This window comes from Ensifer sp. GW821-FHT05G01 (genome assembly GCF_059419585.1).
Genome location: NZ_JBWKSC010000004.1, coordinates 103,437 through 127,455 on the forward strand (window position 1 = coordinate 103,437; position 24,019 = coordinate 127,455).

Sequence of the window (24,019 nt, forward strand, 5' to 3'; positions counted from 1 at the left end):
GGGCACACCGACCGCCGGAGGCTTTGGCACGGCGACTTTCACCGTGACGGCCACGGCAGCGACATCGGGTTCCGCGGCCGCGAGCTACACGATTGCCGTGGGGGCTACTGCCGTGGTGCTGACGCCGGCCACCGGTTCAGCGCTTTCAACCGGTGCGGTCGGTGCCGTCTACTCGGACACCTCGATTTCGGCGAGTGGCGGCGTGGGAACGATCGGCTACGCCGTGACGAGCGGTGCGCTTCCCGCAGGGCTAAGCCTCAACGCATCGACCGCTGCGATCACGGGCACACCGACCGCCGGAGGCTTTGGCACGGCGACTTTCACCGTGACGGCCACGGCAGCGACATCGGGTTCCGCGGCGGCGAGCTACACGATTGCCATAGGGGCTACTGCCGTGGTGCTGACGCCGGCCAGCGGTTCAGCGCTTTCAGCCGGTACGGTCGGTGCCGTCTATTCGGACACCTCGATTTCGGCGAGTGGCGGCGTGGGGACCATTGGCTATGCGGTGACGGCCGGGGCACTTCCCGGCGGCCTGAACCTCAATACTTCGACAGGTGCGATCAGTGGCACGCCAACGACGAGCGGTGATTTTTCCGTCACGATTACGGCGACGGATACTGTCGGCACGAGCGGTTCGGCGGGCTATTCGCTGAAGATCAAGCCGCCCGAGGTGACATTCGTCTTCACCCCGCCAGGCGGAGCGTTGGATGAAGCGATGGCAGGCGAAGACTACAGCCAATCGATCACCGCAAAGGGCGGAACGGGGGCGCTGATCTACAGTATCGTTTCGGGCAGCTTGCCGAAAGGCCTGGTGCTGAACATCTCGACCGGCGAACTCACCGGCCCGCTTTCCGTCGACGCTGCCGGCACGCATAGCTTTGCCATTCAGGTGCGCGATGGCACCGGTGCTACCGGCAAGGCGACGTTCACCTTGCCGGTGAAGCGGCGGACAGCCACGGTTGGCAACCTCATCGTGGATGTCCCGGCCGGTGGGACGCCTGCGAATGTGTACCTCAACCGCGGTGCGACGGGCGGTCCGTTCATGGGGGCTGAGCTTGCCTTTGTCGAGCCGGCGAATGCCGGCACGGCGACGATCATTCGCGGCGAGGTGGCAGCGGTTGGCGCTGCCACAGCTCCTGCCGGTTGGTATTTGCAATTCAAGCCCGATCCCGCCTATTCCGGCGAGGTGCAGGTCGGCTACAGGCTGATCAGCGCGCTCGGTACGTCCAATACCGGGGTCGTCACCTACCGGCTGGCGCTTGATGCGGACAGGGTTGCCGAGGACATCGATGCATTGGTACGTGGCTTCGTCGAGACGCGGCAGAACATGATCTCCTCGGCCATCAAGGTTCCGGGGCTTCTGGAGCGCCGCCAGATGGAGGCGGCGACCGATCCGGTCACCGCGCGCATGATGCCGTCGCAGGACGGCATGGAGGGGAGCGTTTCCACCAGCCTGCGGCAGATCGAGGCGGCGCGCGACAATGCCGACGGCGTTAGTGCGGCCGCGTCCTCGCCGTTCAACATCTGGATCGACGGCACCTTCCTGGTGCACAACCGGGATAACAATGATGGTCGCTGGGGCAGCTTTGCGATGATCAACACCGGCGCCGACTATCTCCTGACGGAAAAGGCGCTTGTGGGTCTGTCCTTCCACTATGACCGGATGAGCGACCCGAGCGATGAGGATGCAGAACTGACCGGCAACGGCTGGCTTGCGGGTCCCTATGCCTCGTTCGAGATAGCCCGCAACATCTTCTGGAACGCCAGCCTGCGTTACGGCGGCTCATCCAACGATATCGACACGGCGTTCTGGGACGGCACGTTCAACACGACACGCTGGCTGGCCGACACCGCACTCGAGGGGCAATGGGATATCGACGAAGCGACAACCTTCACGCCGAAACTGCGTATCCTGTATTTCTCCGAAAGCGTTGACGACTACATGGTTCGAAACGATGCCGGGGAAACGGTGGATATCGGGGGGTACGACGAGGAGCAGTTCCGTGTCAGCCTGGGAGCGGAGATCGCACGATCGTTCACGCTGGAAAACGGCACGCAAATGACACCGAAGCTGGGCGTGACGGGCGGCTACTCGGGCCTCGATGGGTCGGGCGCCTTCGGCTCGCTGACGGCCGGGGTGTCGTGGCAGACCGCGGACCTGTGGATGCTGGACCTGAGCCTGTTGCTCAACATCGCCGACGGCGGCGAGACATCCGCTGGTGGACGCGTGCGGACTGCAAAGCAGTTCTGAGGAGCGCAACTCCGTTTCGACAGGATGAGACGGAAGCACCGTTGGCGTGTCAACGCGAAGTGAGAACTGCCGCCATGCGAATGTGGAACGATATTTTCCGCGCTGCGCTCCAATGTGCTGGCGGTAGCAGGCTAGGAAGTTCGAACTGACAACATGTGCGAGCGGTCAGTGAGAAGCGGTTGTTCCGTATCGACCTTGAACAGACAGTCGAATAACTTCTCACGGCTCCCGAAAGCAGATTCAAACACTTCACTTGTCGGCTACGGCCAGCGAATCCGGAACCGCTGAGCCAGGAGCAACCGACGTCGCTCCCACGCCATCCGGGTTACGACGCGTAGCTGAGAATGGGCGCGGGCGCGCCGTCGGACCATCTACGTCAGGAGGGCAGTGTGAAATCGCCAACAGTGAGAGTCATGGCCGCGGCCGAGGAAGATCTGGCGATCGAAACGGTCGTGCTTGCGTCTGTGGCGGATGCGATGGCGCGATGGGGCCGAACAGTGCGCGTGCGTCAGGAGCGGTCGTCGTTCACCTCCGGTGCGCCTCCGCGATCATCCACGCAACCACCATGTCGATGGCACCGGAATTGCGATAGCGCGGCCACACCAGATAGAAATCCGACGGTCCGAAGAGCGATCCCTCCAGGGCTCGAATGAGGCGACCTTCCTCCAGGTCCCGTTGGACGAAATCCCGGTTCGCGAGAACGATGCCTTGTCCCGCGATCGCAGCCTCGATCGCATGGGACGTCTGGCTGAAGCTGATCCCCTTGAACGACGTCCGCTCCAGTTTTCCGAGGTGTTTTTCGATGAACTCCGGCCAGAAATTGTGGGCATCGTGCAGGAGCGTGTAGCCGGAAAACTCCGCTGACGTCTTTGGCGGCGGTCGCCCGGATAGCAGCATCGGACTGCCAACGGCAACAATCTCTTGGCCGAACAGCAACTCGGTTGCCAACCCCGGCCCGAATGGCGGTCGTCCGTAGCGCACAGCAAGATCGACACCATCAGCCTGGAAGCTGGACATGCGTTCCGTGGCGAGAATATGCAGGTCAAGCTCCGGATGTCGGGCCGTGAAGTCGGGCAGACGGGGGATCAACCATTTGGACGCGAATGTCGGGGTGGTACTGATCGTAAGACGAACTGGCTGCGGTTTCAGCGCACCCGTCGCTCTTGCGATAATCTCGAAGGCCCGTCGGATATCGGCGATATAGGCACGCCCCTCGCCCGTCAGCGCCAATGTCCGCGGCAGCCGCTCGAACAGCTTCACGCCGAGCTCGCCTTCAAGTCCGCGAACCTGCTGCGCGACCGCTCCCTGGGTGACGCCGAGCTCTTCGGCAGCAAGCCTGAAATTCAGATGCCGTGCGGCAGCCTCGAATGCTTTGAGAGCGTTCAGTGACGGAAGCTTTCCTGGAGCGTCGATCATTCAATAGTTTTTCTACTGCCAGATAAAAGTTGAACTGCTTCGTAAACCCGCGGCGGAAATGGTATGGCAATGCATAGGAATAGGCAATTCGTATGATATTTCCGCGTGAGAGGAGCAAAAGATGTCAGTAGAAAAAGTGGCTATCGTTACAGCTGGCGGCAGTGGCATGGGTGCCGAATGCGCCAGGCGACTGGCTGCCGATGGTTTCAAAGTGGCCGTACTTTCTTCGTCGGGCAAAGGTGAGGCGCTTGCGGCCGAGCTCGGTGGCCTCGGCATCACCGGCTCGAATCAATCCAACGACGATCTCAAGCGCCTGGTCGACGCGACCGTGGAGAAATGGGGTCGGATCGACGTCCTGGTCAACAGCGCTGGACACGGCCCGCGAGCCTCCATCCTCGATATCACCGACGAGCAGTGGCATGCGGGAATGGACGTCTATCTGATGAATGTCATTCGCCCGGCGCGGCTCGTCACGCCGGTCATGCAGGCGCAGAAGTCCGGCGCGATCATCAATATCTCCACCGCCTGGGCGTTTGAGCCGTCGGCAATGTTTCCGACATCGGCCGTGTTCCGCTCCGGCCTGGCCGCCTTTACGAAGATTTTTGCCGACACCTACGCTGGCGACAACGTCCGCATGAACAACGTTCTGCCCGGCTGGATCGACAGTCTTCCGGCCACGGAAGACAGGCGCGAGGCCGTACCGATGAAGCGCTACGGCACAAGCGCCGAAATCGCTGCGACCGTTGCCTTTCTTGCTTCCGAGGGCGCAGGCTACATCACCGGGCAGAACCTCAAGGTCGATGGTGGCCTGACACGCTCCGTGTGACGTGAAAAAGCTGGGCTAACTCGCCTTTGCGCTTCTCGGCCTCATCCGGGGAAGCAATGTCGTCTTCGTCAAGCGGGCTCGACGGCCACAGCCTCAGCGACCGCCAGCTCCGCCATGGCCAATGCCGCCTCGCGGGTCCTGGCGGCGGCGATGAAGCGGCCGTTGTGGCAGAAGGTGGCGCCCTCAACGCCGCAGGCGGCTTCGAGCGCCTCGTTGGTCAGGCCGGCCCAGGCGGCCGGCAGGTCGGCGCGCAGCTCAAAACCCTCGTCGGCGCGGCGGATGCCGGTCAGGGTCCAGTCCTTGTCGCGCGGGTGGACGACGAACAGCAGGTGGTCGGCGCCGGCTTTTACGATGGCCGGGCGGAAGGGCATGCCCATCGGCAGCTCCAGCACGCGGCCCTCGCCGGTCGCAACGATCGCCTGGTGCACGACGGCTTCGGCGCGCAGTTTTGCAGCACTCCGTCCGACGCTCGCCTCGACGAAGCTGCGGGCGATCGCAAGCGCTGCGTGGAAGGCGCGCTCGTCGGCATCCGGATCGGTCTCGTCGAAAACAGGCTTCAGGGTTTCAAGCAGCGCCGGCAGCGTCAGGCTGGCAAGCGGCCCGGCGATGGAGGGGCTGAGCGCGCCGTTGTCGACCAGATCGACCGGCAGCACGAAGCTCCGGTCGAAGGAGGCGTGCACCGCCTCGACATGCGCTTCCGGGACCCCGGAGGCGACGAGGTAATCGCGGCCATAATGCTTCCAGATCAGGCCGAACGAGCTCAAAGGCTGGCCGTCCTCGCGCAGCGGCGCGCCGCGCTGGTGGTGATCGAAGATCTGCGTTTCTGCATCATAAGCGCCGCCGACATCGTAGATGATCCTGTTGGAGCCGGGCGTGATCCACTCCGGCGCGCGGCTGCGCACGATCTTCGCTTCTGGAAACAGCCGGGTCAGGATGACGCTCGACATCAGCTCGTCGGCATGGAAGCCACCGGAATGGGTGACGAGGAAATCTGGGGTCATGCCGGGATGCGCCTTGTGGTTTTCTGATGGGTGTCCGCCGCAGCGGCATTTGTGGTTGGCACCAGATAGCCTTTGAATGGCGCCATCTCAACCCATCCCAGGGTTTTTCCGGCACAGGTGGCCTACGCTCTTGGTCCGTGGCTCCATCCGCCGGCCACCGCGCGCGTCACCCTTGGCCGAGATCGAGCGACCAGGTCTGGCCCACCAGATCCTTGCCGAAGGAATGGTGCGGCGCTTCCTCGACAAGCGTGAAGCCGGCGCGCTCGTAAATGCGGCGGGCCGAAGTAAGAACGCTGTTGGTCCACAGCACCAGCGTGTCGTAGCCGACGGCGCGGGCGCGCTCGATACAGGCGGAAACCAGCGCTGCGCCGACACCGCGTCCGCGCGTATCCGGCTCCACATAGAGCAACCTGAGCTTGGCGACACCGGGCTTGTCGCTCGCCACCAGAAAGATCGAGCCGACGATCCGCCCGTCAATCTCGGCAATCCAGGCGGCCTCGCGGGCCGGATCGAAGGATCTGACGAAGTCGGCCAGGATGCCCGCAGCCAGCGCCTCATACTCCTGATTCCAGCCATATTCCTCGACATAGAGAACCGTCTGGCGGTGGATGATCCAGCCGAGATCGCCCGGCTTCAGGTCGCGCAACTGCAGCGCCCCTCCTGCCTTTTCCCCCAGGACTTCACTGACGATGCCGGTGGCCGCGATCAGCCGCTTGCGCTCGGTCGGGGCAAGGGTATCGAGCAACGCGCCGATGGCCGTGCAGGTGTTCTGCTCCAACGCGGCGAAGGTGGTGCGGCCCACAGGCGTGAGCGCGATCGGCTGCCGGCGGCCGCCTTCCGGACGCTCCGCCTTCTCCACCAGCCCACGATCGGCAAACCGCTTCAGCGTGCGGCTCAGCTGGGCGCGGTCCACTTGAAGCGTCCGCATGAGGTCGGCCGCGGTCGGCTCGTCGCGATGAGCAAGCTCGTAGAGGATGCGGGCTTCGGTGAGCGTGAACGGGCTCTGGTCGAGATGGGCGTTCAGCAGGCCCAGACGGTTGGTATAGAAGCGGTTGAAAGCGCGCAGTGCCGTCACGTCGGGGTGGTCGTTGGGGAGTGTCATCGGGGTGATCCAGCCTTAAGTTGACTCAATCAACAACGTTTTGTTGATTGAGTCAACATCGGAATGAACCAGGCACAGCTCGCCCAGAGCTTGCGAGGGCGTCAGTCCCCGAACAGACGAGGAGGTCGCGTCAGTTCCTGGCACCGAGCGCCAGCCGGCAGGCGAGCCCGGCAAAGACGCTGGCGAGCAGATATTGCGGCAGCCTCCTGAACCGGGCGGGTGCCGAAAGCCGGCTGCGGATCTGGCCGCTGAGCAGGATCACCGTGCCGTTGACGAGAAAGCCGATGCCGTTCAGCACCGTTGCCAGCACCAGCGTCTGCACGATGATCGCGCCGTTTTCCGGCCGGATGAATTGCGGAAACAACGCCAGCACGAACAGCGCCATCTTCGGATTGAGCAGGTTGGTCAAAAGCCCCTCACCCAGGATCCGCCGAAGCGACAGGCGTTTCAGCGACGAGGACGGCGAAAAGTCGATCGCGTGAGAACGAAGGGTCTTGAAGGCGAGATAGAGAAGATAGGCGCAGCCGGCCCAGCGCACGATCTCATAGGCGATCGGCACGGTGGCGATCAGCTGTGACAGCCCCAGCGCCGCGGCAAGCGCGTGGCAGTAGGTGCCAAGCGCAATGCCGGCATAGGTGAGAAACCCCGACCCCGGCCCCTGGCTGATGCTGCGCGAAGCGATCAGCAGCATATCGGGACCCGGCGTGGCGGTCAGCACCAGCGAGGCGGCGGCAAAAAGTGCAAGTGTGGAAAAATCCGGCATGACATCTTCCTTTGAGGTGGCCGGAATTTCGGTTTAGCCGGATTCGCGGGAATGGCAAGGCCGGAGCGAAAGACGGCACGAAATGCCATTTCCTCAAGGAAACGCCGGCCCGGAAGAACCACCGGATTGGCGGGCGACAGGATCGGCAAGACAGGCGCGGCAAGAACAGGCGCGGCAAGCGTTTGCGCGCAGGCGTCTGCGTTGCGGGACATGTACCGGCATTGTCACAATCGGCGTTGCCACGACCGCCTGCCCGCCCGCTTCGTTGCCGCGTGAACGAAGAACAAGCGCCAATCACCATGCCGTTTTCTGCGTTAAGCAACGCGACAAATCCAGGTTGCACGCGACGTCGTCTGAACGTAGAGCACATTGCCATAGTATAATCAGGGGTTGAAATTTTATGTCGATTTCAGTCAAGACATTGCTCGCCGCCGCGATCGTCGGCTTCTTTCTTGTGCCGGGCCTCGCCAACGCCGAAGCCTTGGCCCAGCTCGAAAAGCAGGGCTACAAGGTCAGCAAGCTCACAAAGAACAAGGCTGGTTCGCAGGGCTGGATCGCGTCGAACGGCGACAAGCGGTTTTTCTGCCGCATGAATGTCAGCATAGCCGTTGTAAGCAAGAAGGAACTGGTGGGCATCACTGCGGGCGGGCGCCTGGTTAAGATGAACCGCGCCACCTACGAAGCGACGTTGGGTGGGCCCGATCCGTCCCTGCCGCTCTGGAGCGACCTTCAGGCCGGCCGCGTCAAGGCCCCTCACGTCAAGGGCTGCACGCCCCTTCGCTGATCTGCACAGGCAGGCCTGCACCTTGGTTTAGCCGCAGGCCTGCCCTCGCGATCGGTCGCCCGCACCTTAGCGATAGTCCACCCAGATGCCGCCGGCATCGGCCGAGCGCACGCAGTTTTCCACCCAGCGCACACCTTCGAGCCCGGCGTCGACGCCGGGGAAGACGAGATCTTCCAGGCCCTCGGGCGCAAGGCCTCGTGTGCCGCTGATCGCCAGCCCGAAGCGGCGATAGAGATTGGCCCAGGCCTCGAACAGGCCTTCCGGATGGCCACCGCCGATGCGGTCGTCAATCCGGGCTTGCGGGTAGAGATAGTCCATGCCGCGCTCGAGGATGCGCACGGGCTCGCCCTGGATCTCAAAGGAGAGCTGGTTCGGCCGCTCGTCCCACCATTCGATGCTGGCCTTCGAACCGACGATGCGCACCTTCTGGCCGTGCATCGAGCCGGCATTGACGGCGCTTGACCAGATATTGGCGATGGCACCGTTGTCATATTCCATCAGGGTCACGGCGTTGTCTTCGAGCGGCGCCCGGCTCTTGACGAAACTCTGGCGCGCGCACATCAGCCGCTTGATCGTCAGGTGCGGCAGGATCACCTCGGAAAGGTAGAGCGGGTGCGTACCGACATCGCCGAGCACATAGCTCGGCCCGGCAAATTTCGGGTCGACGCGCCAGCGGGTCGATGGATTCTGCTCCTCGACAGCGGCGCTATGGAAGCCATGCGCGAACTGCAGGTTGACGATGCGGATCTCGCCGAGATCGCCATTTCTCACCATGGCGCGGGCCTGCTCGATCATCTGGTGGCCGGCATAGCCGTAGGTGACGCCGACGATACGGCCGCGCGCCTGCGACAACGCCTTCAACTCCTCGGCCTCGGCCACCGTAAAGCAGAGCGGTTTTTCGCAGATCACATGCAGGTCATGCTCCAGCGCCGCCTTGCAGATGGCAAAATGGGTGTTGTTGGGCGTGGCGATCGACACCGCCTCGATACCGTCGGGCCTCTCGGCCTCGGCGGCAAACATCGACACGTAATCCGGATAGCTGCGCACCGGATCGAGCCCGAGATCGACGCCGAAGGCGCGACCGCGCGCCGCATCGATATCGAAGGCGCCAGCGACCAGCTCGAAGGTGTTGTCCCTAAGCGCCGCGGAGCGGTGGATCGAGCCGATCTGGCTGCCGCGCCCGCCACCCACCATCGCCCAGCGGATCGGCCTGTTCTTCGCTTCCGTCATGGTCAAGTATCCTGTCTATGACGCATGGCGTGCCTGATGGCACCGACATGCATGAAATCAAAAGTTTGAACGGCTCTGTGCGTACTGACTACAAATCAGAAGCCGACTGAAGCGAGGTAGTCGCGGCTCTCCCGGACATCCGCCAGGCTGCCCGCGACGCTTCTCGGGTCGCGCTCCTGCTCGACCGTGATGAAGCCGTGGTAGCCGATGTCGGCAAGCGTCTGCCTGATGGCGGGATAGTCGATCACCCCGCGACCGATCGGGCACATGACACCTTGACCGCAGGCCTCGAAGAAGCGGATCCTTTCCCCCATCACCCGGTCGAACACCGCCTGGTCGATATCCTTGAAGTGGACGTAGTCGAGCCGGTCGGCATAACGCCTCAGCGTCTCCACCGGGTCCATGCCGGCGTAGAAAGTGTGGCCGGTGTCGAGGCAGAGGCCGGCGGTCTCCTGCGGCACGTCGCGGGCGATGCGCTCGATCTCGTCGGAAAATTCGATATAGCCGCCGGCATGGGGATGGATCACCGCCCGCACGCCATAGGCGTCGGCTCGCTCGGCGATCGCCTTGATATTGGCGACCATCCCAGCCCAGGCCTCGTCCGAAAGTCGTGGCGCCCGCTCGAAATGCCCAGCCGCATAGTCCCGCTCGTCGTGCCCCCAGTCCATGACGGTTAGATAGGGCGTCGCAAACCGCTGGCCGGCCACCTGCGGCGGCTGAGGCAGCCTTGTGATGACGGCGCAGATCTCGTCCGTCTGACGCAGCAGGCTGTCGCGGTTGTCGGGCGAAACCAGATCGTCGAAGATCGTGCCGGCGACGATGAAGAGGTTACGCTCGGCAAGGGCTGCCGCAACCAGCCGGTCGTCGAGCGGCACATAACCGTAAGGTCCGAGTTCCAGCCCGCCATAGCCGGCAGCGGCCGCCTCGTCGAACACGCGGCGCCAGGCCGGCAGGTCGGGATTGTTGACGTCGTCCACGCCCCAGCAGCAGGGGGCGGTCGTGATCGTGATGCTCACGGCTTCATTCCTTGATCGAAAGGGTGTCGGCAGGCCGCGGCTCAGCCGCGCGGCCAGTATTTGTCGACGTATTTCTGGATCTCGGCACGCATGAAGCGGCCGGACTGGTCGGCCCTCTCCTCCCAACCGAAGACGCAGGCCGTGACGATTCCGTCGAAGCCGACCGCGGCGAGCGAGGAGAAGAACACGTCCCAGTCGATCTCGCCCTGGTACATGTCCATGTGCTGGTGGATCGTCACCTTGGCGCCCGGCGGATTGACGATGTAGCGCAGGCCCGAGGAGGCCTTGTGATTGTAGGTATCGGCGACATGGACGTGGTTGATCAAAGGCCCGGCGTCGCGGATCATCCTCGCCATGTCATCGCCGAAATAGAAGGTATGTGGCGCGCAATAGAGGAATTTGACGTTGTCGGAGCCGATGGTCTTCAGCATGTCGATCGCCGGATGCAGCGTCTCGCACCAGTCTTCCGGATGCGGCTCCATGTTGAGCGTCACGCCCTCCTTTTCGAATACCGGCACCAGTTCCTCGATCGACCGCCACCATGCGGCCTCGCTGTGCTCGTGGCTGTGCATGCCGCCGCAGCAGCTGGAGCGGTGGCCGCGATCGGGCGATGGCCCGCGCCCGAACTCCGAATTCATCGTGTCGCAATCCATCTCGACGGCAATGCGGATTGCTTCCTTCCAGTAGCGCACCGCCGCCTGGCGCTCGTCCTCGTGCGGGCTTGCCCAGCGATACATCGGCAGGAGCGATGCGAGCTTGACGCCATGGTCGGCCAGCGCCTTCTTGAACTCGGCGATGCGCGCCTTGTGCGCCCGCGGCCGCACCCACCAGGGCAGGAAGTCGTCGCGCGGCGACAGCTCGATATGGTCGTAGCCGAGGTCGGCCGCCTTGCGGCAAAGCTGATCCAGCGGCAGGTGGCGATGCATATGCGGGTCGAGTGCGATTTTCATGGTGCTCCTCCGTCATCCCTTGGCCATGAGCGCAGCGGGATGCTCCTTCGCGGGATCGTTTCGAACTTCGGTGTGTCCTCCCGAACTGCCAATAGGATAGCCCTGCCCCACGGCCCGGTTCCAATGCTTCGATGATCAAATTTGATCATTGACCGCACGGGCCGCGAATGCTGATCTCAATTTGCGGATCCGGAGGTGACGGTGGCGAAGAAGACGTTGAAGGATGTGGCCAGCGAAGCCGGCGTCGGCACGGCCACGGTCGAGCGCGTGCTCAACGGCCGCGGCGGCGTGCGGCCGGAAACGGTGGAGAAGGTCCTCGTTGCCGCCAGAAGGCTCGGCTATGGCCGCGCCCTGCCGGAGGCCCATCGCGGCGTCGTTCGCATCGAGGTCATTCTCGTTCGCCCGGAAACCAGCTTCTATTCGCGCATGAACGAGGCCTTCGAGCGCATCGCGGCATCACTCGACCACGATATCGCCGTCCACCGCACCTTTGCCCGCGAAAACGACCCGGTCGATTTTGCCCGCATCATTGCCAATCCGAAGCTGCGGCGCTCGGCGCTGATCGTCGTGGCGCCGGATCACCCCGACGTGGTGGAGAGCGTCAGGAAGGCCGCAAGCCGCGGCATTCCCGTCGTCCAGATCATGACCCGTCCCGCCCCGGAACTGCCCTATGTCGGCATCGACAACTATGCCGCCGGCCGCACCGCCGCCCATTACATGTCGCAGATGCTGTCGGCACGCGCCGGCACCCTCGTAGCGCTTTGCCACAGCGGTGCCTACGAGAACCACAAGGAGCGCATTCGCGGCTTTTCCACCTATCTCGCCGAACGGGGCAGCCCCGCGCACCGTTTCGCCGAAGTGATGTTCGACCGCGACGACGAACATGATGCGATGGAGCTTCTGGGCAAGGCGATTGCCCGCGACCCCGATATCGTCGGCGTCTACAGCGCCGGCGGCGACAACAAGGGCGTCGCCCGGATATTGAACGGCAGGGCCAGGGACGCAATCTTCTGGGTCGGTCATGAACTGACCGACCCGACGCGGCGCTACCTGCGACAAGGGCTGATGGCAATCGTGCTCGACCAGGCGCCGGAGATCCAGGCCCGGCGCTCGATCGACCTCACCTTGAAAAGTCTCGGTCTCATGGAGGTCGAGGTCAGCACCGAACCCGTGCGCTTCCTGACCGTGACCTCGGAAAATCTTTGATCAAAGGCCCGCCTGCGGCCAGTATTCGCATCGAAAACAGTGCCATTTCCCATCCACAGCACGCGCTCGGCGCACTTTTTTCGGAGGGGCGGCTGCCTCGCCCAAGGCCCTGTATCGTAAGGTTTCCAAACGATTTTTTCACGAGCGACCGCGGTCCCGCCGGCCGGTGATACCGCTCTATCCACTCAAAAATGCCTTGGCCAGGTTGCCTTGACGGTCGCCCTGGCTATATTAGCGATGCCTGAACGCCACTCATTATTCGAGTCGCACGATATTTTCGGGCCCCCTTCACCCGACAAAACTCCTTGTCGGTGGACGAACGAAGGAGACACTTCATGTCCTTTAAGAAAAATCTGAATAAAGCTACCGACGCCACCGTATCCCGCGTCAGCATCGGAGCCGCCGTAAAGCGTTCGCGTGAATCCCACGGCTACACTGTCGATGAAATGTCGGTCACCACAGGCCTGACGGAAACCGAAATTTCCAAGGTCGAACTCGGCGCAGATACCGATCCCGTCAAGCTGCAGCGCATCGCCGCTGCCTTGCAAGTACCGCCTACCACCTTCACCGCCATGCGATAGCGGCGGTGCCGGGCATCATGCCCAAGCCGGGCGCATTGCCCACCCCGATTGCGGACTGGACGTTCCATTCTCTTGCAGCAAGGCGGAAATGCCGCTGCTTCAAGCCGAGAATCTGAACTGAAATCTGGCCGTCACGGCCATTGGCTCAAAAGGGAAAGCCGGGGTTTTGCCCCGGCTTCCTTCGTTTTCACAGGGCGCGACCGCTCCGCCCGCCGCGATAGATATACCCTGATCTTCGCCGCCCTATACAGGACCGCCTCGACGGTGACGTCGACCAGCGCCTTCTTCAGCGCTCGCTTAGGAAAACAAAGCCGAAGCGGGGTACGGCAATGCAAGCGGCGGCATCTCGTCGCGCGCAAAAAATCGCAGCGACCGCGTCTCTTCGTCCGTCCACGCTCCTCCGTATTCGACGACCCGGCATGCGAACAACGTGACGACATACTCGACCCGATCGCCATTCGGGTAGGTATAGCGAAAGTCCCGCCCGCCGAAGACGCCGAGAATGGCGGCAGGGGTGACCGCAAGGCCGGTTTCCTCCATCACCTCCCGAATGATGGCCTCCTGCGGCGTCTCCCCCGGCTCGATCGCGCCGGCCGGCAGGCTCCATCCCTCGCCCGACGCTTTCTCCTGCAGAAGCAGCTTGCCCGCATCGTCGTGGACGACGGCCGCGACGGAGGGCAGCAGGAGCAGGCGGTCTCCGATCAGGCCGCGCAATTCCGTCAGATACGATCTCAGCCAGGCTCTCCCTCGGCGCGCAAGCCTCAGTTGAATACCGGAAAGAGTGACGCCCATGAGGCGCTGGCGGCTGCCGGCGGATGTTTCCGCGATGGGCCGACAAAACGCCTCTCGCCGCATAACTCCCTACCAAAAACAGAAAAGCCGGGGTTTCCACCCCGGCTTTCCTCATTCAACTGTTGGCTAAGGCTTAGTTCTTCGCCTTGTCGACCAGCTTGTTCTTGCCGATCCACGGCATCATGCCGCGCAGCTTCGCACCGACTTCTTCGATCTGGTGGTTGTCGTTGACGCGGCGGATGCCCTTGAAGCGGGCTGCACCCGACTTGTATTCCTGCATCCATTCCGAGGTGAACTTGCCGGTCTGGATGTCGGTGAGGACGCGCTTCATTTCAGCCTTGGTTTCAGCCGTGATGATGCGCGGGCCGGTGACGTATTCGCCCCACTCTGCCGTGTTGGAGATCGAGTAGTTCATGTTGGCGATGCCGCCTTCATAGATCAGGTCGACGATCAGCTTCACTTCGTGCAGGCACTCGAAGTAGGCCATTTCAGGCGCGTAGCCGCCTTCGACCAGCGTTTCGAAGCCGGCGCGGATGAGCTCGACGAGACCGCCGCACAGAACTGCCTGTTCGCCGAAGAGGTCGGTTTCGCACTCTTCCTTGAAGTTGGTTTCGATGATGCCCGAACGGCCGCCGCCGACGCCGCAGGCGTAGGAGAGCGCGAGGTCAAGGGCGTTGCCCGAAGCGTCCTGGTGAACGGCAACGAGGCAGGGAACGCCGCCGCCCTTCTGGTATTCGCCGCGAACCGTGTGGCCCGGGCCCTTCGGCGCGATCATGACGACGTCGAGCGTCGCCTTCGGCTCGATCAGGCCGAAGTGAACGTTGAGGCCGTGGGCGAATGCGATGGCAGCGCCGTCGCGGATGTTGCCGGCGATGTCGGCCTTGTAGATTTCGGCCTGCAGTTCGTCAGGCGTCGCCATCATGATCAGGTCTGCCCACTTGGCAGCTTCAGCGACCGTGAGAACCTGGAGGCCATCTGCCTCGACCTTGGCAGCGGTTGCCGAACCCGGCTTCAGAGCGACGCGGATTTCCTTGGCGCCGGAATCCTTCAGGTTCAGCGCGTGCGCGCGGCCCTGGCTGCCGTAGCCGACGATGGCGACCTTCTTGGACTTGATGAGGTTGATGTCGGCATCACGATCGTAATAGACGCGCATTTTGGTGGTCCTTCCCGTTAGTTGTCTGTTGTTTCCGCTGCGTAACATCTGAACCGATCGATCCAGACATCACCCAGCAATTCCGTGTTCTGCAGAAACTGTAGCGCTTGCCAGCGCACAGTCTTGCAATTCCAGTTCTGCAGCGGCCTTTGCGTCTCTTCGACACCCGGCGCTGCTGGCAGAGATCTCCCCCGCCGTTAGACCTTCTTGCCGTAAAGCGTGAGGAAGGCGCTGACCGCCTGCTCCGCCTTGCGGCTGAAACCTTTTTTCATCTCGCCGGCCTCTTCGCCCAGCAGCATCTTCAGGTGCCAGTCGGAAACGACCAGCCCGTAAAGCGCGCCATAGGCCTCGTCGGCATCGTCGAAGGCCAGAAGCCCCGCCTTGCGGCCGGCCTCAAGCAGAGCGGCTGCCCGCCGTCCGATCTGCCGGCGGCCCCTCTCCTGCAGCATGTGGCCGAGCTTGGAGCCTTCGCGGCTTGCCTGGCCGATCGCCAGCCGGTTCAAGGCCAGCGACACGTCGCCGGAGAGAACTTCCAGCAGATCCTTGGCAAACACCACCAGGTGCCGGCTGAGACTCTCCGCGTCGAGCGCACTTGCGGCAACGTCCTGCGTGCGAACCTTGCTCGCCTGGAAGCCGATCATCGCCGACAAGAGCCCGTCGCGATCGCCGAACCACTTGTAGAGGCTTTCCTTCGAACAGTTGGCCGCCCGGGCGACGCCTGCTGTCGTCAGCGCCTTCTCGCCGCCGTCGACCAGCAGACGCAACGCCTCTTCAAGAACAACGCCCTGACGCTCGGTCAGGCCGTTCCCGGCATTCGCCTCTCTTGTCGCAGCAACGCTTTGCACCTGGCTCCACCCAATTCAGTACCGTACGGTACGGTTCGCATTCTTCTAGTGAAGCGCGCGGAAGGCGTCAAGACGATTTTGTCGGCGGCGTGAAATTTCGGTGGCGGCGGCGGAAGCCGGTCCTGGGCCGCGGCTGCAAGCCGGACGGGGTCAATGCACCCGTCGGCATCGGAAAGCATCCCGCCCATCCATTATGCGCGTCTCCGCCGTTCTCTGCTCCAAAGACGCTCCTTCCGGAACGAAAGGGATGCGGTAGCTGTAGCGCATCGCCATCAGCCGGCGATGGCCAAACCTCCGTATCGGCCGGTTTCCTTCTCGATCTCGCCGACCAGGCTGTCCAGCGCCGGGTTTCTCGATTTCCTTACACGGCGGACGACATAGGCGAGCGATGGCGGCCGAGGCAGCCGGTCAGTGACGACGTGCATCTCGCCACGGATATGCCGGTCACTCACCAACGCCACGCCCATGGCTGCATTGACGGCCGAGACGATCCCGGCGGCACTCGAGCACTCGAAGACGGTTTCGAGAACCGCATCGTCCTGGCCGATGTCGAGTGCCCACTGGCGGTAGAAGCACTCATCGTCGAACGACAGAAACGGGATCGGGCCGTCCTGCGGGAGCGCCAGATCCGGATGCTTCACCCAATGAAGCTCCTCACGGTACAGCACGACGTCGGCGGGACGCACCTCATGGCTGAAGACCTGGACGATGGCGGCATCGAGTTCGCCGCGTTCGAGCATGGCGCGCAGGACGAGGCTCATGCGCACCTTGGTGCGAACCGAGACATTGGGATGCAGGCGCCGAAACCGCCCCAGGATGCGGGCAAGGTCGGTACACGCCGTATCTTCGGTAAGACCGAGGGCAAGCCTGCCCGCCAGCGGGGTCTTCGAGAGGCTGAGTAGAGCCTCGTCGTGCAACCCGAGGATACGGCTGGCATAGTCGAGCAGGTCTTCCCCCGCAGCGGTGAACATCGGAGCCTCCGGCTTCCGGCTCAGCAGATCGCAGTCAAGGCTGACTTCCAGCCTCCTGATCTTGTGGCTTACGGCAGACTGCGAGAGGCCCAGCGCAGTGGCCGCGCGGGTAATGCCACCATGGTGGCGGATTGCGCAGAGCGCCCGCAATGCGTCGATCTCGAGGCGGCGACTGTTGAGTTCGGTCATGGCCATCTCCGTTCCAATCTCTTCCGAAATGGACTTATCACGAACGACGCCCGTCATGACACAGATTTGCGCGATGTCATGCATCCATCGAAATTTGTCATGTGCGCGCTTGGCACTATCCGCCTATTGGTTGCTCATATTCCCACAGCCAGAGACCTCGATGACCGACATTGCGCTTCCTTCCGCCAACGCGAGCCGCCATCCGCTGCTCTGGCCTTTGCTCGCCACCCTCCTGATCATCGGGTGGAGTTCAGGCTTTGTCGGCATCCGCTATGCAAACCAGGAGGCTGGTGTCATGCTCCTCCTCTTCTGGCGCACGCTGCTGTCGGGACTGATCCTTCTGCCTTTCGCGTTGGCCATCGGGCCGCGCCTGTCCATGCGCGCGATCAGGGATCAGGCCCTGTTCGGCATCATGGCCGTGTTCCTCTATCTCGGGGGCTTCGCGCTGGCCATCGAACAGAAAGTGCCGACAGGCCTGGTCGCGCTCATCGCCGACCTCTTGCCGCTGGCGATCGCTGCCCTTTCGCAGCCCGTCCTCGGCGAGCGCCTGACCCGACGGCAATGGCTGGGCACCGCGATTGCCGTCGTCGGCGTCTTGATCGTGTCCTTCGACAGCCTCAGTTTCGGCACGGCCCCGGTCTGGGCCTACGGGCTGACGGTCGGTTCGATGCTGATCTTCGCCGTCGCCTCGGTCCTGCACAGGCGACGCAAGACGCAAGCCATGCCTGTCCACCAGAGCCTGTGCATCCATACACTGACGGGTTCGGTTCTCTTCGGCCTGTGCGCATTGACGCAGGGCAGCCTAGCGCCACCGATGACCCGTGATTTCGCAATCGGGATGATCTGGCTGGTGCTGATCGCAACGTTCCTGGCCTATGCCGTCTACTACACCAGCCTGCGGCTGTTCCCCGTGGCCAAGGTCAGTGCCGCGATCTACCTCAGTCCACCCGTGACGATGCTGTGGGCCTGGATGCTGTTTTCAGAACCGCTGACAGGCGCGATGTTCGCGGGGCTCGCAGTGACGCTGGTTGGCGTTTGGATGACCTCGCGCGGCTGAGAGCCGGCATGCTCTCGGCCGGAAGAACGACGAGGGCAGGCTTTTCGCAATCATCTGCCCTTGAGTGGAGATGACAGCCGCGCCGGATCTCACTGCCTGAGTGGCAATCTCGTGAGGCTCACCGTGTGCAGACACCGCCTCGGGCGCTGGTGCGCCTTTGGACCGGAACGACGCTACCAGGCACACCACGCATCATGGCCGAGCTTCATGGCAGATCAGCCATGAAGCTCGGAAATTTATAATAAAGACAATCACCTAAAGCGAGATAGGCGATACCTGAATCGCCTATCTCTTGGCGGGATAACTCAATCTCGAACGTATCTTCATCCCCCGATCCGTAGAGGACCGCCATGACGGCCAGTTCCCTTACTGGCCCGGGTAGAAACACTCCCCCATACAACGTCGCCTCCTTGGCAGAGAACTCACCTTTGATGACCTTCTTGATATCCAAAACTGTCCTGGTCATTCTCGTCGGCATTCCGTCGCTCACCAACAAACCGGACTCGCTGATTGAAAACGATTTCGCGCGAGCCTCGACCACAATCTGCGCTCGAGCGAGAAGCTCTTTCTCGCTAGGGCATGGCTGCATTCCCGCGGCTGGGCGCAAACAAGCAACGAGCGAAAGGAGGACAGACAATGCGGCCCTTTTCAACGCCGGGGACATCACTCGCTTCTCTATCATGTTGCAGTTTGGTCGTGGGAGCGTGTCGTTGATTGGTGCCATTTTTGCGGGTCTCGTTGGGCCGGGTCAGCCTAGCTGTTACATATACGGGAACGTGCCGCAAATGGAGCCACACCGCAAGGTGGTGGACTGCACACAGATCGGCCTTGCGTCGTCAGCACCACTGACGGCATTTTCTACCCAATGCGGCATTCATGGAACCCAGGGCCCAGCGTTTGACTCCTCATCCGCCTGCCCCCATCTGCTCTCCGCAAACAAGGAGCGCAACGACTGCGGCAGGCTCTTCTTCAGCTCGCGGCGAACTGGGCGAGCCGATGGCCACGTCCCCTCTCCCCGCATGCGGGGAGAGGGCTAGGGTGAGGGGCAAATCTCGCAAGGCTTTCCGATAGCACGATCCGCCTCAGGCGTCGGCGCGCCGTTGGCTGGGATTGACCCTGATCGGCACCTTAATGACGGTCACGGGGCTGAAGGGGTAACACCGAAGAGCTCCCGACTGCGGGGAAGCCTCCGCCCCTCCGCAGCCAAAAACATTACAATAATATAATGATCTCAATGCTTCCCTGCCCGGCTGTTTGTGCCTATTTGCTGCTAGGATGAAGCGCGCCTGTAACTTTGGCGCTGGCAAGGCCGGGTACGGGAATGAACAAGACAGGCAAGACGGCACGCACGGAAACGACCCTACGCGAGGACGTGACGCCCAACGTCACCTTCATTCCGGGCGCCGCCCCCATCAGGCGCAAGCGCCGCTCGCGCACCTGGTTCTGGGTTCCCGTTGTGCTCGCGGTCGTCGGTGCCGGCTATTACGGCTGGACGCGCTATGCGACGACCCCGACCACCACTGCCATGGTCACAGAGGTCGTCGCGCGCGGCGATATCGAAAACAGCGTGACAGCCGTCGGCACGCTCGATGCGATCAAGTCGGTCGATGCCGGCGCCCAGGTCTCCGGGCAGTTGAAGGCCCTGCATGTCGACATCGGCGACAAGGTCGAGCCGAACAAGCTCGTCGCCGAAATCGACCCCGCCACCATCGAAAACCGCATCGAGATCGACCAGGCCGAGCTTGCCAATCTGCAGGCGCAGCTGATCTCGAAGAAGGCTCAGCTCGTCTTGAAGCAGGCCAATATCGACCGCCAGCGCAACCTGGTGGTTGCTAAAAGCATCGCCCAGTCGACGCTCGACCAGGCGATCGCCGATCTTGCCGCGGCCGAAGCCGACGTCAACGCCATCGAAGCGCAGATCCGCAAGCAGCAGGCGACGCTTGCCGGCGACAAGGTCGATCTCGGCTACACCAAGATCTTTGCCCCCATGGGCGGCACCATCGTCGCCAACCCGGCCAAGGAAGGCCAGACGCTCAACGCCAACCAGACGACGCCGACCATCGTCACCATCGCCGATCTCTCCACCATGACCGTCAAGGCCCAGGTATCGGAGGCCGACGTCGGCAAGCTCAAGGTCGGCATGGACGCCTACTTCACCCTGCTTGGCCAACCGGGCAAGCGCTTCGAGGGCAAGCTGCGCCAGATCCAGCCGATGCCGGACACGGCAAACAACGTCGTGCTCTATTACGCCCTCTTCGACGTGCCCAATCCTGAAGGCGAGCTGATGATGTCGATGAGCGCCCAGGTGTTCTTCGTCCAGTCCGCGGCCAAGGACGTGCTGGTGGTGCCGAGTGCGGCATTGCGGATGAGCGGTGAAAAAGGCACGGGCCAAGCTGGCGGAAAACGTGGCGGCAACGCAGGCGCTGCCGGCGGCAAGGCCGGCGCTTCCGGCGGTAGCGCCGAGGTGACTGTCGTCACCGCCTCCGGCGCGCTCGAAACCCGCGCCGTCGAGGTCGGCATCCGCAACCGCGTCAATGCCGAGATCAAAAGCGGCTTGAACGAAGGCGATACCGTCGTCGTCGCTACCGGCTCCGACACCCCGGCTGCAGGCAACCGCGGCGGCCAGCGCGGCATGCGCATGCCGCCGATGTTCTAAAGGCCAATTCAAGAGTTCGCCATGACCCCGCTCCTCTCGCTCCGGCACGTCAGCAAGACCTATTTCAACGGCGATCTCGCCGTCGAGGTGCTGCATGGCGTCTCGCTCGACATCGAGGCCGGCGAATTCGTCGCGATCATCGGCCAGTCCGGCTCGGGCAAGTCGACGCTGATGAACATCCTCGGCTGCCTCGACCAGCCGACGGAGGGCGATTATCTCATCGACGGCGAACGGGTGTCGGGCTTCGACACCGACGAGCTGGCGGCGCTTAGGCGCCGCACCTTCGGCTTCGTCTTCCAGAGCTACAATCTCATTCCGACCGCGAGTGCCCAGGAAAACGTCGAGGTGCCCGCCGTCTATGCCGGCATGTCGGCGCGCGACCGCCACGACCGCGCCGAAGCGCTTCTGCACCAGCTGAAGCTCGGCGAACGGCTCGACCATCGCCCCAACCAGCTTTCAGGCGGCCAGCAGCAGCGCGTGTCGATCGCTCGCGCCCTGATGAACGGCGGCCGCGTGGTGCTGGCCGACGAGCCGACCGGCGCGCTCGACAGCCAGAGCGGCTCCGACGTCATGGCGCTGCTGCGCGACATGAACGACAAGGGCCACACGGTCATCGTCATCACGCACTCGCGCGAGGTCGCCGAACAGGCAGATCGCCTCATCGAGATCCATGACGGCCGCATCGTCGCCGACCGCACCAAGAAGGGCCGCGCCAACCCCGAGGCCGCGCGGGCGCTGAGCCAGACGGCGAGCGAAGGCTCGGCGGCGATCGCCGATGTCACCGAGGCCGTCAAGATGGCGTTTCGGGCGCTGCGCGCCAATCTCTTCCGCACCGTCCTGACGTTGCTCGGCATCGTTATCGGCGTCGGCTCGGTGGTCGCCATGCTGGCGATCGGCACCGGGGCGCAGGATTCCGTGCTCAACCGCATTTCCTCCATGGGCTCGGACCTGCTTGTGGTCAGGCCGAGCATGGCGAATTTCCGCGGCAGCGCGGGGGGAAGCAACGTCACCCTTGTGCCGGCCGATGCCGACGCCATTCTCGAAGTGCCGAACGTCGCCTTCGCCGTGCCCGAGCTGACCAGCAACGTCACCGTGCGGCGTGGCAATGTCGACTACCAAACCAGCGCCAACGGCACGGTGCCGCAGTTCACCACCGCCAAATCCTGGAAGATGCAGCAGGGCGAATTCCTCACCCAGGACGACATGGACAGTTATGCGCCGGTCGCGGTCCTTGGCCAGACGGTGGTCAAGACACTGTTTCCTGATGGAGACAGCCCGCTCGGGCAATATGTGCTGGTCAACAAGATCCCCTTCCAGGTCATCGGCGTGATGGCGGAAATGGGTGCCACCTCCTTCGGCAACGACCAGGACGACGTCGTGCTCGTGCCGCTGACGACCGGCAGCATGCGCCTCTTCGGCCAGCGCAACGTGCGCACAATCACCGTACAGGTGAAAGACGCCGCCGCGATCGACATCACGCAGCAGACCATCCAGGCCCTGCTCGACCAGCGCCATAAGCGTCAGGACACCCAGATCACCAACATGTCGTCGGTGCGAGAGGCCTTCACCGAAACCTCCAACACGATGAAACTGTTCCTCGGCTCGGTCGCCGCCATCTCGCTCTTGGTCGGCGGCATCGGCGTGATGAACATCATGCTCGTTTCGGTCAGCGAGCGCACCCGCGAGATCGGCGTGCGCATGGCAACCGGCGCGCGCCAGCGCGACATCCTCTTGCAGTTCATCATCGAGGCGCTGGTGGTCTCGGCGATCGGCGGCACGCTCGGCGTCCTGCTCGGCCTCGGCGTCGGCGCGCTCGCAGGCCAGTTCGGCATGCCCGTCGCCTTCACGCTCGGCCCGGTGGCGCTCGCCTTTGCCTGCGCCTTCCTGACCGGCCTCGTCTTCGGCTTCCTTCCCGCCCGCAACGCCTCGCGCCTGCAGCCGGCGGTGGCGCTCAGTGCCGATTGAGGGACTTGCTTACGCCAGCCAGTGGACAAAGCGCACGACGCCACCGAAAGTGGCGTTTTGCAGCCTGTGGGTGTGATTCGCGATGTGGAAGATCTTTGCAGTTCTCTATAGCCTGGCCTTTGCTTTCGGCCTGGTCTTTATCGGCTATCTGATGGCGATCGGCGCTTTGGTCGGCCTGACGTCCCTCGGCTGGATCGTGATTTCCACGAGCATGGTCATGGCGCTCGGCACGGCAACTGGCCTCGTTGCCTACGCCTTCAACCTGAACGTCCCTCCACTCGCACTCTGGCGGCCCTTCAGCTGGCTTGCCGGGGTCTGGGCGCTCTTTGCGTCCTACACCAGCTTTACGAAGTTCCTGTCCGTGGCCGCGGGTTCATCCGGCAACGATCTCATTACCAATGTTCTCTGGCTGTGCCTTGCTCTTGCCATCCATGGCTTCAGCTGGCTCGGCGTCTGGCGCTATGGCCGCCGTGTGTCGGCGGCCGCCTAATATGGTCGTGCACCGCTACCCCGCGTAGGCGAAGTAGACTTTGCCGCGAGCGGGATCGACGATCGTGACGCTGCCGCCCCCTCCGTAGGAATAAAACGATCCACCGGACTGGATCGCCTTGTTGGCCTCGTCTGTCCGCCCTTTTTCAATCGGGATCGAAAAGCCGTATTTTTCCAGGTATTCCTCCAGGTTCGGCGGATGGCGCGCAGGAAGCTCCACTTCCATCATCTCCGGCCTGTCGTCATAACGATGCCAGAGGCTTACAGCTTTATCGTTGCTGCCGTCGTCGACGGGTGTCGCACGCCACGTTCCTTCTGCACCCGAGAGCACCTCGCCGAGCCGGCTTCCCTGTCCTCGTGCCCAGGATGCGCTCTTGTCCGTCAGCCGATAGACAACGAAACCGGTTTCATTGTCGCCGGGCATGAAACCCACACCGAACAATTCCTCCAGGCGATATTCGATCTCCGCGACTTCGAGTGGCTCAGGGACGCGCCCGAGCAAATGGTTTCGCTCCCCAACCTTGTTGGCAACAAACGGCAATGCGATCGCCGCCAGTCCAACCGCGACAATGAGACCGCGCCGAATGATCTGGTCAGGCCGCGTCCGCCGCCAGAGGTAGCGCAACCCGCGAAAGACAAGGACAATGACGGTTATGGCCAGCAAAAAGGGAATGGCGAGCGCCACCAACATGATAACTGTAAAAATCATAGGCACTCACAGGACATCGAGGTCGTCATCGGAATTGCGCAACACCGCGGCAGCTTGAACACGCTGC

At 63.0% G+C, this 24,019-nt stretch carries 22 protein-coding genes; 9 read left to right on the top strand and 13 right to left on the bottom strand.

Annotated elements, in window-relative coordinates:
* Positions 1-2,251, top strand: a 2,251-nt coding sequence (locus AC07UR_RS11735) for a putative Ig domain-containing protein (RefSeq protein ID WP_494700197.1), incomplete at its 5' end; no start/stop codon positions are given.
* Between the two features lie 525 nt (positions 2,252-2,776).
* Here the strand turns inward: AC07UR_RS11735 and gcvA are convergent.
* The gene (gcvA, locus tag AC07UR_RS11740; RefSeq protein WP_209790809.1) at positions 2,777-3,667 is read right to left on the bottom strand and encodes a transcriptional regulator GcvA; all 891 of its coding nucleotides are present in this window, start codon (positions 3,665-3,667) and stop codon (positions 2,777-2,779) included.
* A 121-nt stretch (positions 3,668-3,788) separates the two neighbouring features.
* On the opposite strand from gcvA, the gene AC07UR_RS11745 reads away from it, so the two are divergent.
* Complete coding sequence (locus tag AC07UR_RS11745) at positions 3,789-4,493, top strand: SDR family oxidoreductase (RefSeq protein WP_209790808.1); 705 nt, start codon at positions 3,789-3,791, stop codon at positions 4,491-4,493.
* A 68-nt stretch (positions 4,494-4,561) separates the two neighbouring features.
* On the opposite strand, the gene AC07UR_RS11750 is transcribed toward AC07UR_RS11745, so the two are convergent.
* The 3 genes from AC07UR_RS11750 to AC07UR_RS11760 form a co-directional block, all read right to left on the bottom strand.
* On the bottom strand, positions 4,562-5,494 hold the full coding sequence (locus AC07UR_RS11750) for an MYG1 family protein (protein ID WP_209790807.1): 933 nt from the start codon (positions 5,492-5,494) through the stop codon (positions 4,562-4,564).
* A 166-nt stretch (positions 5,495-5,660) separates the two neighbouring features.
* Positions 5,661-6,596 carry a bifunctional helix-turn-helix transcriptional regulator/GNAT family N-acetyltransferase gene (locus tag AC07UR_RS11755; protein WP_209790806.1) on the bottom strand — a complete coding sequence of 312 codons (936 nt, stop codon included), beginning with the start codon at positions 6,594-6,596 and terminating at the stop codon, positions 5,661-5,663.
* A gap of 130 nt (positions 6,597-6,726) precedes the next feature.
* The gene (locus tag AC07UR_RS11760; protein WP_209790805.1) at positions 6,727-7,359 is read right to left on the bottom strand and encodes a LysE family translocator; all 633 of its coding nucleotides are present in this window, start codon (positions 7,357-7,359) and stop codon (positions 6,727-6,729) included.
* 400 nt (positions 7,360-7,759) lie between these two features.
* On the opposite strand from AC07UR_RS11760, the gene AC07UR_RS11765 reads away from it, so the two are divergent.
* Entirely contained in the window at positions 7,760-8,143 is a 384-nt protein-coding gene (locus AC07UR_RS11765; protein WP_209790804.1) for a hypothetical protein, read from the top strand.
* A 66-nt stretch (positions 8,144-8,209) separates the two neighbouring features.
* Here AC07UR_RS11765 and AC07UR_RS11770 read toward each other — a convergent pair whose 3' ends face one another.
* The 3 genes from AC07UR_RS11770 to AC07UR_RS11780 all read right to left on the bottom strand — a co-directional run bounded on the left by AC07UR_RS11770 (position 8,210) and on the right by AC07UR_RS11780 (position 11,339).
* On the bottom strand, positions 8,210-9,373 hold the full coding sequence (locus tag AC07UR_RS11770; RefSeq protein WP_209790803.1) for a Gfo/Idh/MocA family protein: 1,164 nt from the start codon (positions 9,371-9,373) through the stop codon (positions 8,210-8,212).
* A 95-nt stretch (positions 9,374-9,468) separates the two neighbouring features.
* Entirely contained in the window at positions 9,469-10,389 is a 921-nt protein-coding gene (locus AC07UR_RS11775) for a sugar phosphate isomerase/epimerase family protein (RefSeq protein ID WP_209790802.1), read from the bottom strand.
* A 41-nt stretch (positions 10,390-10,430) separates the two neighbouring features.
* Entirely contained in the window at positions 10,431-11,339 is a 909-nt protein-coding gene (locus AC07UR_RS11780; protein ID WP_173420477.1) for a sugar phosphate isomerase/epimerase family protein, read from the bottom strand.
* Positions 11,340-11,540: 201 nt separating this feature from the next.
* Between AC07UR_RS11780 and AC07UR_RS11785 the strand changes: the two genes are divergently transcribed.
* The gene (locus AC07UR_RS11785; protein WP_209790801.1) at positions 11,541-12,545 is read left to right on the top strand and encodes a LacI family DNA-binding transcriptional regulator; all 1,005 of its coding nucleotides are present in this window, start codon (positions 11,541-11,543) and stop codon (positions 12,543-12,545) included.
* A 335-nt stretch (positions 12,546-12,880) separates the two neighbouring features.
* Positions 12,881-13,126: a helix-turn-helix domain-containing protein gene (locus AC07UR_RS11790; protein ID WP_077505834.1), complete on the top strand. Its 246-nt coding sequence runs from the start codon at positions 12,881-12,883 to the stop codon at positions 13,124-13,126.
* A gap of 297 nt (positions 13,127-13,423) precedes the next feature.
* Here AC07UR_RS11790 and AC07UR_RS11795 read toward each other — a convergent pair whose 3' ends face one another.
* The 4 genes from AC07UR_RS11795 to AC07UR_RS11810 all read right to left on the bottom strand — a co-directional run bounded on the left by AC07UR_RS11795 (position 13,424) and on the right by AC07UR_RS11810 (position 17,076).
* A complete protein-coding gene (locus tag AC07UR_RS11795) occupies positions 13,424-13,918 on the bottom strand; it encodes an NUDIX domain-containing protein (RefSeq protein WP_234941868.1) in 495 nt (164 codons plus the stop codon).
* A 133-nt stretch (positions 13,919-14,051) separates the two neighbouring features.
* A complete protein-coding gene (gene ilvC, locus AC07UR_RS11800; protein ID WP_209790800.1) occupies positions 14,052-15,071 on the bottom strand; it encodes a ketol-acid reductoisomerase in 1,020 nt (339 codons plus the stop codon).
* 197 nt (positions 15,072-15,268) lie between these two features.
* Complete coding sequence (locus AC07UR_RS11805) at positions 15,269-15,916, bottom strand: TetR/AcrR family transcriptional regulator C-terminal domain-containing protein (protein ID WP_173420480.1); 648 nt, start codon at positions 15,914-15,916, stop codon at positions 15,269-15,271.
* 272 nt (positions 15,917-16,188) lie between these two features.
* Positions 16,189-17,076, bottom strand: a complete 888-nt coding sequence (locus tag AC07UR_RS11810) for a LysR family transcriptional regulator (RefSeq protein ID WP_209790799.1) — start codon at positions 17,074-17,076, stop codon at positions 16,189-16,191.
* A 160-nt stretch (positions 17,077-17,236) separates the two neighbouring features.
* Here AC07UR_RS11810 and AC07UR_RS11815 point away from each other — a divergent pair, with 160 nt between their 5' ends.
* Entirely contained in the window at positions 17,237-18,133 is an 897-nt protein-coding gene (locus tag AC07UR_RS11815) for a DMT family transporter (protein ID WP_173420482.1), read from the top strand.
* Positions 18,134-18,338: 205 nt separating this feature from the next.
* On the opposite strand, the gene AC07UR_RS11820 is transcribed toward AC07UR_RS11815, so the two are convergent.
* Positions 18,339-18,857, bottom strand: a complete 519-nt coding sequence (locus tag AC07UR_RS11820; RefSeq protein WP_234941867.1) for a hypothetical protein — start codon at positions 18,855-18,857, stop codon at positions 18,339-18,341.
* Between the two features lie 597 nt (positions 18,858-19,454).
* Between AC07UR_RS11820 and AC07UR_RS11825 the strand changes: the two genes are divergently transcribed.
* From AC07UR_RS11825 to AC07UR_RS11835, 3 genes are all read left to right on the top strand, one after another.
* Positions 19,455-20,789, top strand: coding sequence for an efflux RND transporter periplasmic adaptor subunit (locus AC07UR_RS11825; RefSeq protein WP_209790798.1), 1,335 nt, complete (start codon positions 19,455-19,457; stop codon positions 20,787-20,789).
* Between the two features lie 21 nt (positions 20,790-20,810).
* Complete coding sequence (locus AC07UR_RS11830) at positions 20,811-22,754, top strand: MacB family efflux pump subunit (RefSeq protein WP_209790797.1); 1,944 nt, start codon at positions 20,811-20,813, stop codon at positions 22,752-22,754.
* 82 nt (positions 22,755-22,836) lie between these two features.
* Positions 22,837-23,244, top strand: coding sequence for a hypothetical protein (locus tag AC07UR_RS11835; protein ID WP_209790796.1), 408 nt, complete (start codon positions 22,837-22,839; stop codon positions 23,242-23,244).
* Positions 23,245-23,259: 15 nt separating this feature from the next.
* Here the strand turns inward: AC07UR_RS11835 and AC07UR_RS11840 are convergent, their stop codons facing one another.
* Complete coding sequence (locus AC07UR_RS11840) at positions 23,260-23,934, bottom strand: hypothetical protein (protein WP_234941866.1); 675 nt, start codon at positions 23,932-23,934, stop codon at positions 23,260-23,262.
* Between the last annotated feature and the right edge of the window lie 85 nt (positions 23,935-24,019).

Coding starts and splice junctions, on each gene's coding strand:
- AC07UR_RS11815 (WP_173420482.1), top strand. CDS start 17,237: ATGACCGACATTGCGCTTCCTTCCGCCAACGCGAGCCGCCATCCGCTG.
- AC07UR_RS11760 (WP_209790805.1), bottom strand. CDS start 7,359: ATGCCGGATTTTTCCACACTTGCACTTTTTGCCGCCGCCTCGCTGGTG.
- AC07UR_RS11810 (WP_209790799.1), bottom strand. CDS start 17,076: ATGACCGAACTCAACAGTCGCCGCCTCGAGATCGACGCATTGCGGGCG.
- AC07UR_RS11830 (WP_209790797.1), top strand. CDS start 20,811: ATGACCCCGCTCCTCTCGCTCCGGCACGTCAGCAAGACCTATTTCAAC.
- AC07UR_RS11750 (WP_209790807.1), bottom strand. CDS start 5,494: ATGACCCCAGATTTCCTCGTCACCCATTCCGGTGGCTTCCATGCCGAC.
- AC07UR_RS11825 (WP_209790798.1), top strand. CDS start 19,455: ATGAACAAGACAGGCAAGACGGCACGCACGGAAACGACCCTACGCGAG.
- AC07UR_RS11835 (WP_209790796.1), top strand. CDS start 22,837: ATGTGGAAGATCTTTGCAGTTCTCTATAGCCTGGCCTTTGCTTTCGGC.
- AC07UR_RS11795 (WP_234941868.1), bottom strand. CDS start 13,918: ATGGGCGTCACTCTTTCCGGTATTCAACTGAGGCTTGCGCGCCGAGGG.
- AC07UR_RS11770 (WP_209790803.1), bottom strand. CDS start 9,373: ATGACGGAAGCGAAGAACAGGCCGATCCGCTGGGCGATGGTGGGTGGC.
- AC07UR_RS11765 (WP_209790804.1), top strand. CDS start 7,760: ATGTCGATTTCAGTCAAGACATTGCTCGCCGCCGCGATCGTCGGCTTC.
- AC07UR_RS11790 (WP_077505834.1), top strand. CDS start 12,881: ATGTCCTTTAAGAAAAATCTGAATAAAGCTACCGACGCCACCGTATCC.
- AC07UR_RS11780 (WP_173420477.1), bottom strand. CDS start 11,339: ATGAAAATCGCACTCGACCCGCATATGCATCGCCACCTGCCGCTGGAT.
- gcvA (WP_209790809.1), bottom strand. CDS start 3,667: ATGATCGACGCTCCAGGAAAGCTTCCGTCACTGAACGCTCTCAAAGCA.
- AC07UR_RS11745 (WP_209790808.1), top strand. CDS start 3,789: ATGTCAGTAGAAAAAGTGGCTATCGTTACAGCTGGCGGCAGTGGCATG.
- ilvC (WP_209790800.1), bottom strand. CDS start 15,071: ATGCGCGTCTATTACGATCGTGATGCCGACATCAACCTCATCAAGTCC.
- AC07UR_RS11755 (WP_209790806.1), bottom strand. CDS start 6,596: ATGACACTCCCCAACGACCACCCCGACGTGACGGCACTGCGCGCTTTC.
- AC07UR_RS11840 (WP_234941866.1), bottom strand. CDS start 23,934: ATGTTGGTGGCGCTCGCCATTCCCTTTTTGCTGGCCATAACCGTCATT.
- AC07UR_RS11820 (WP_234941867.1), bottom strand. CDS start 18,857: ATGGCACCAATCAACGACACGCTCCCACGACCAAACTGCAACATGATA.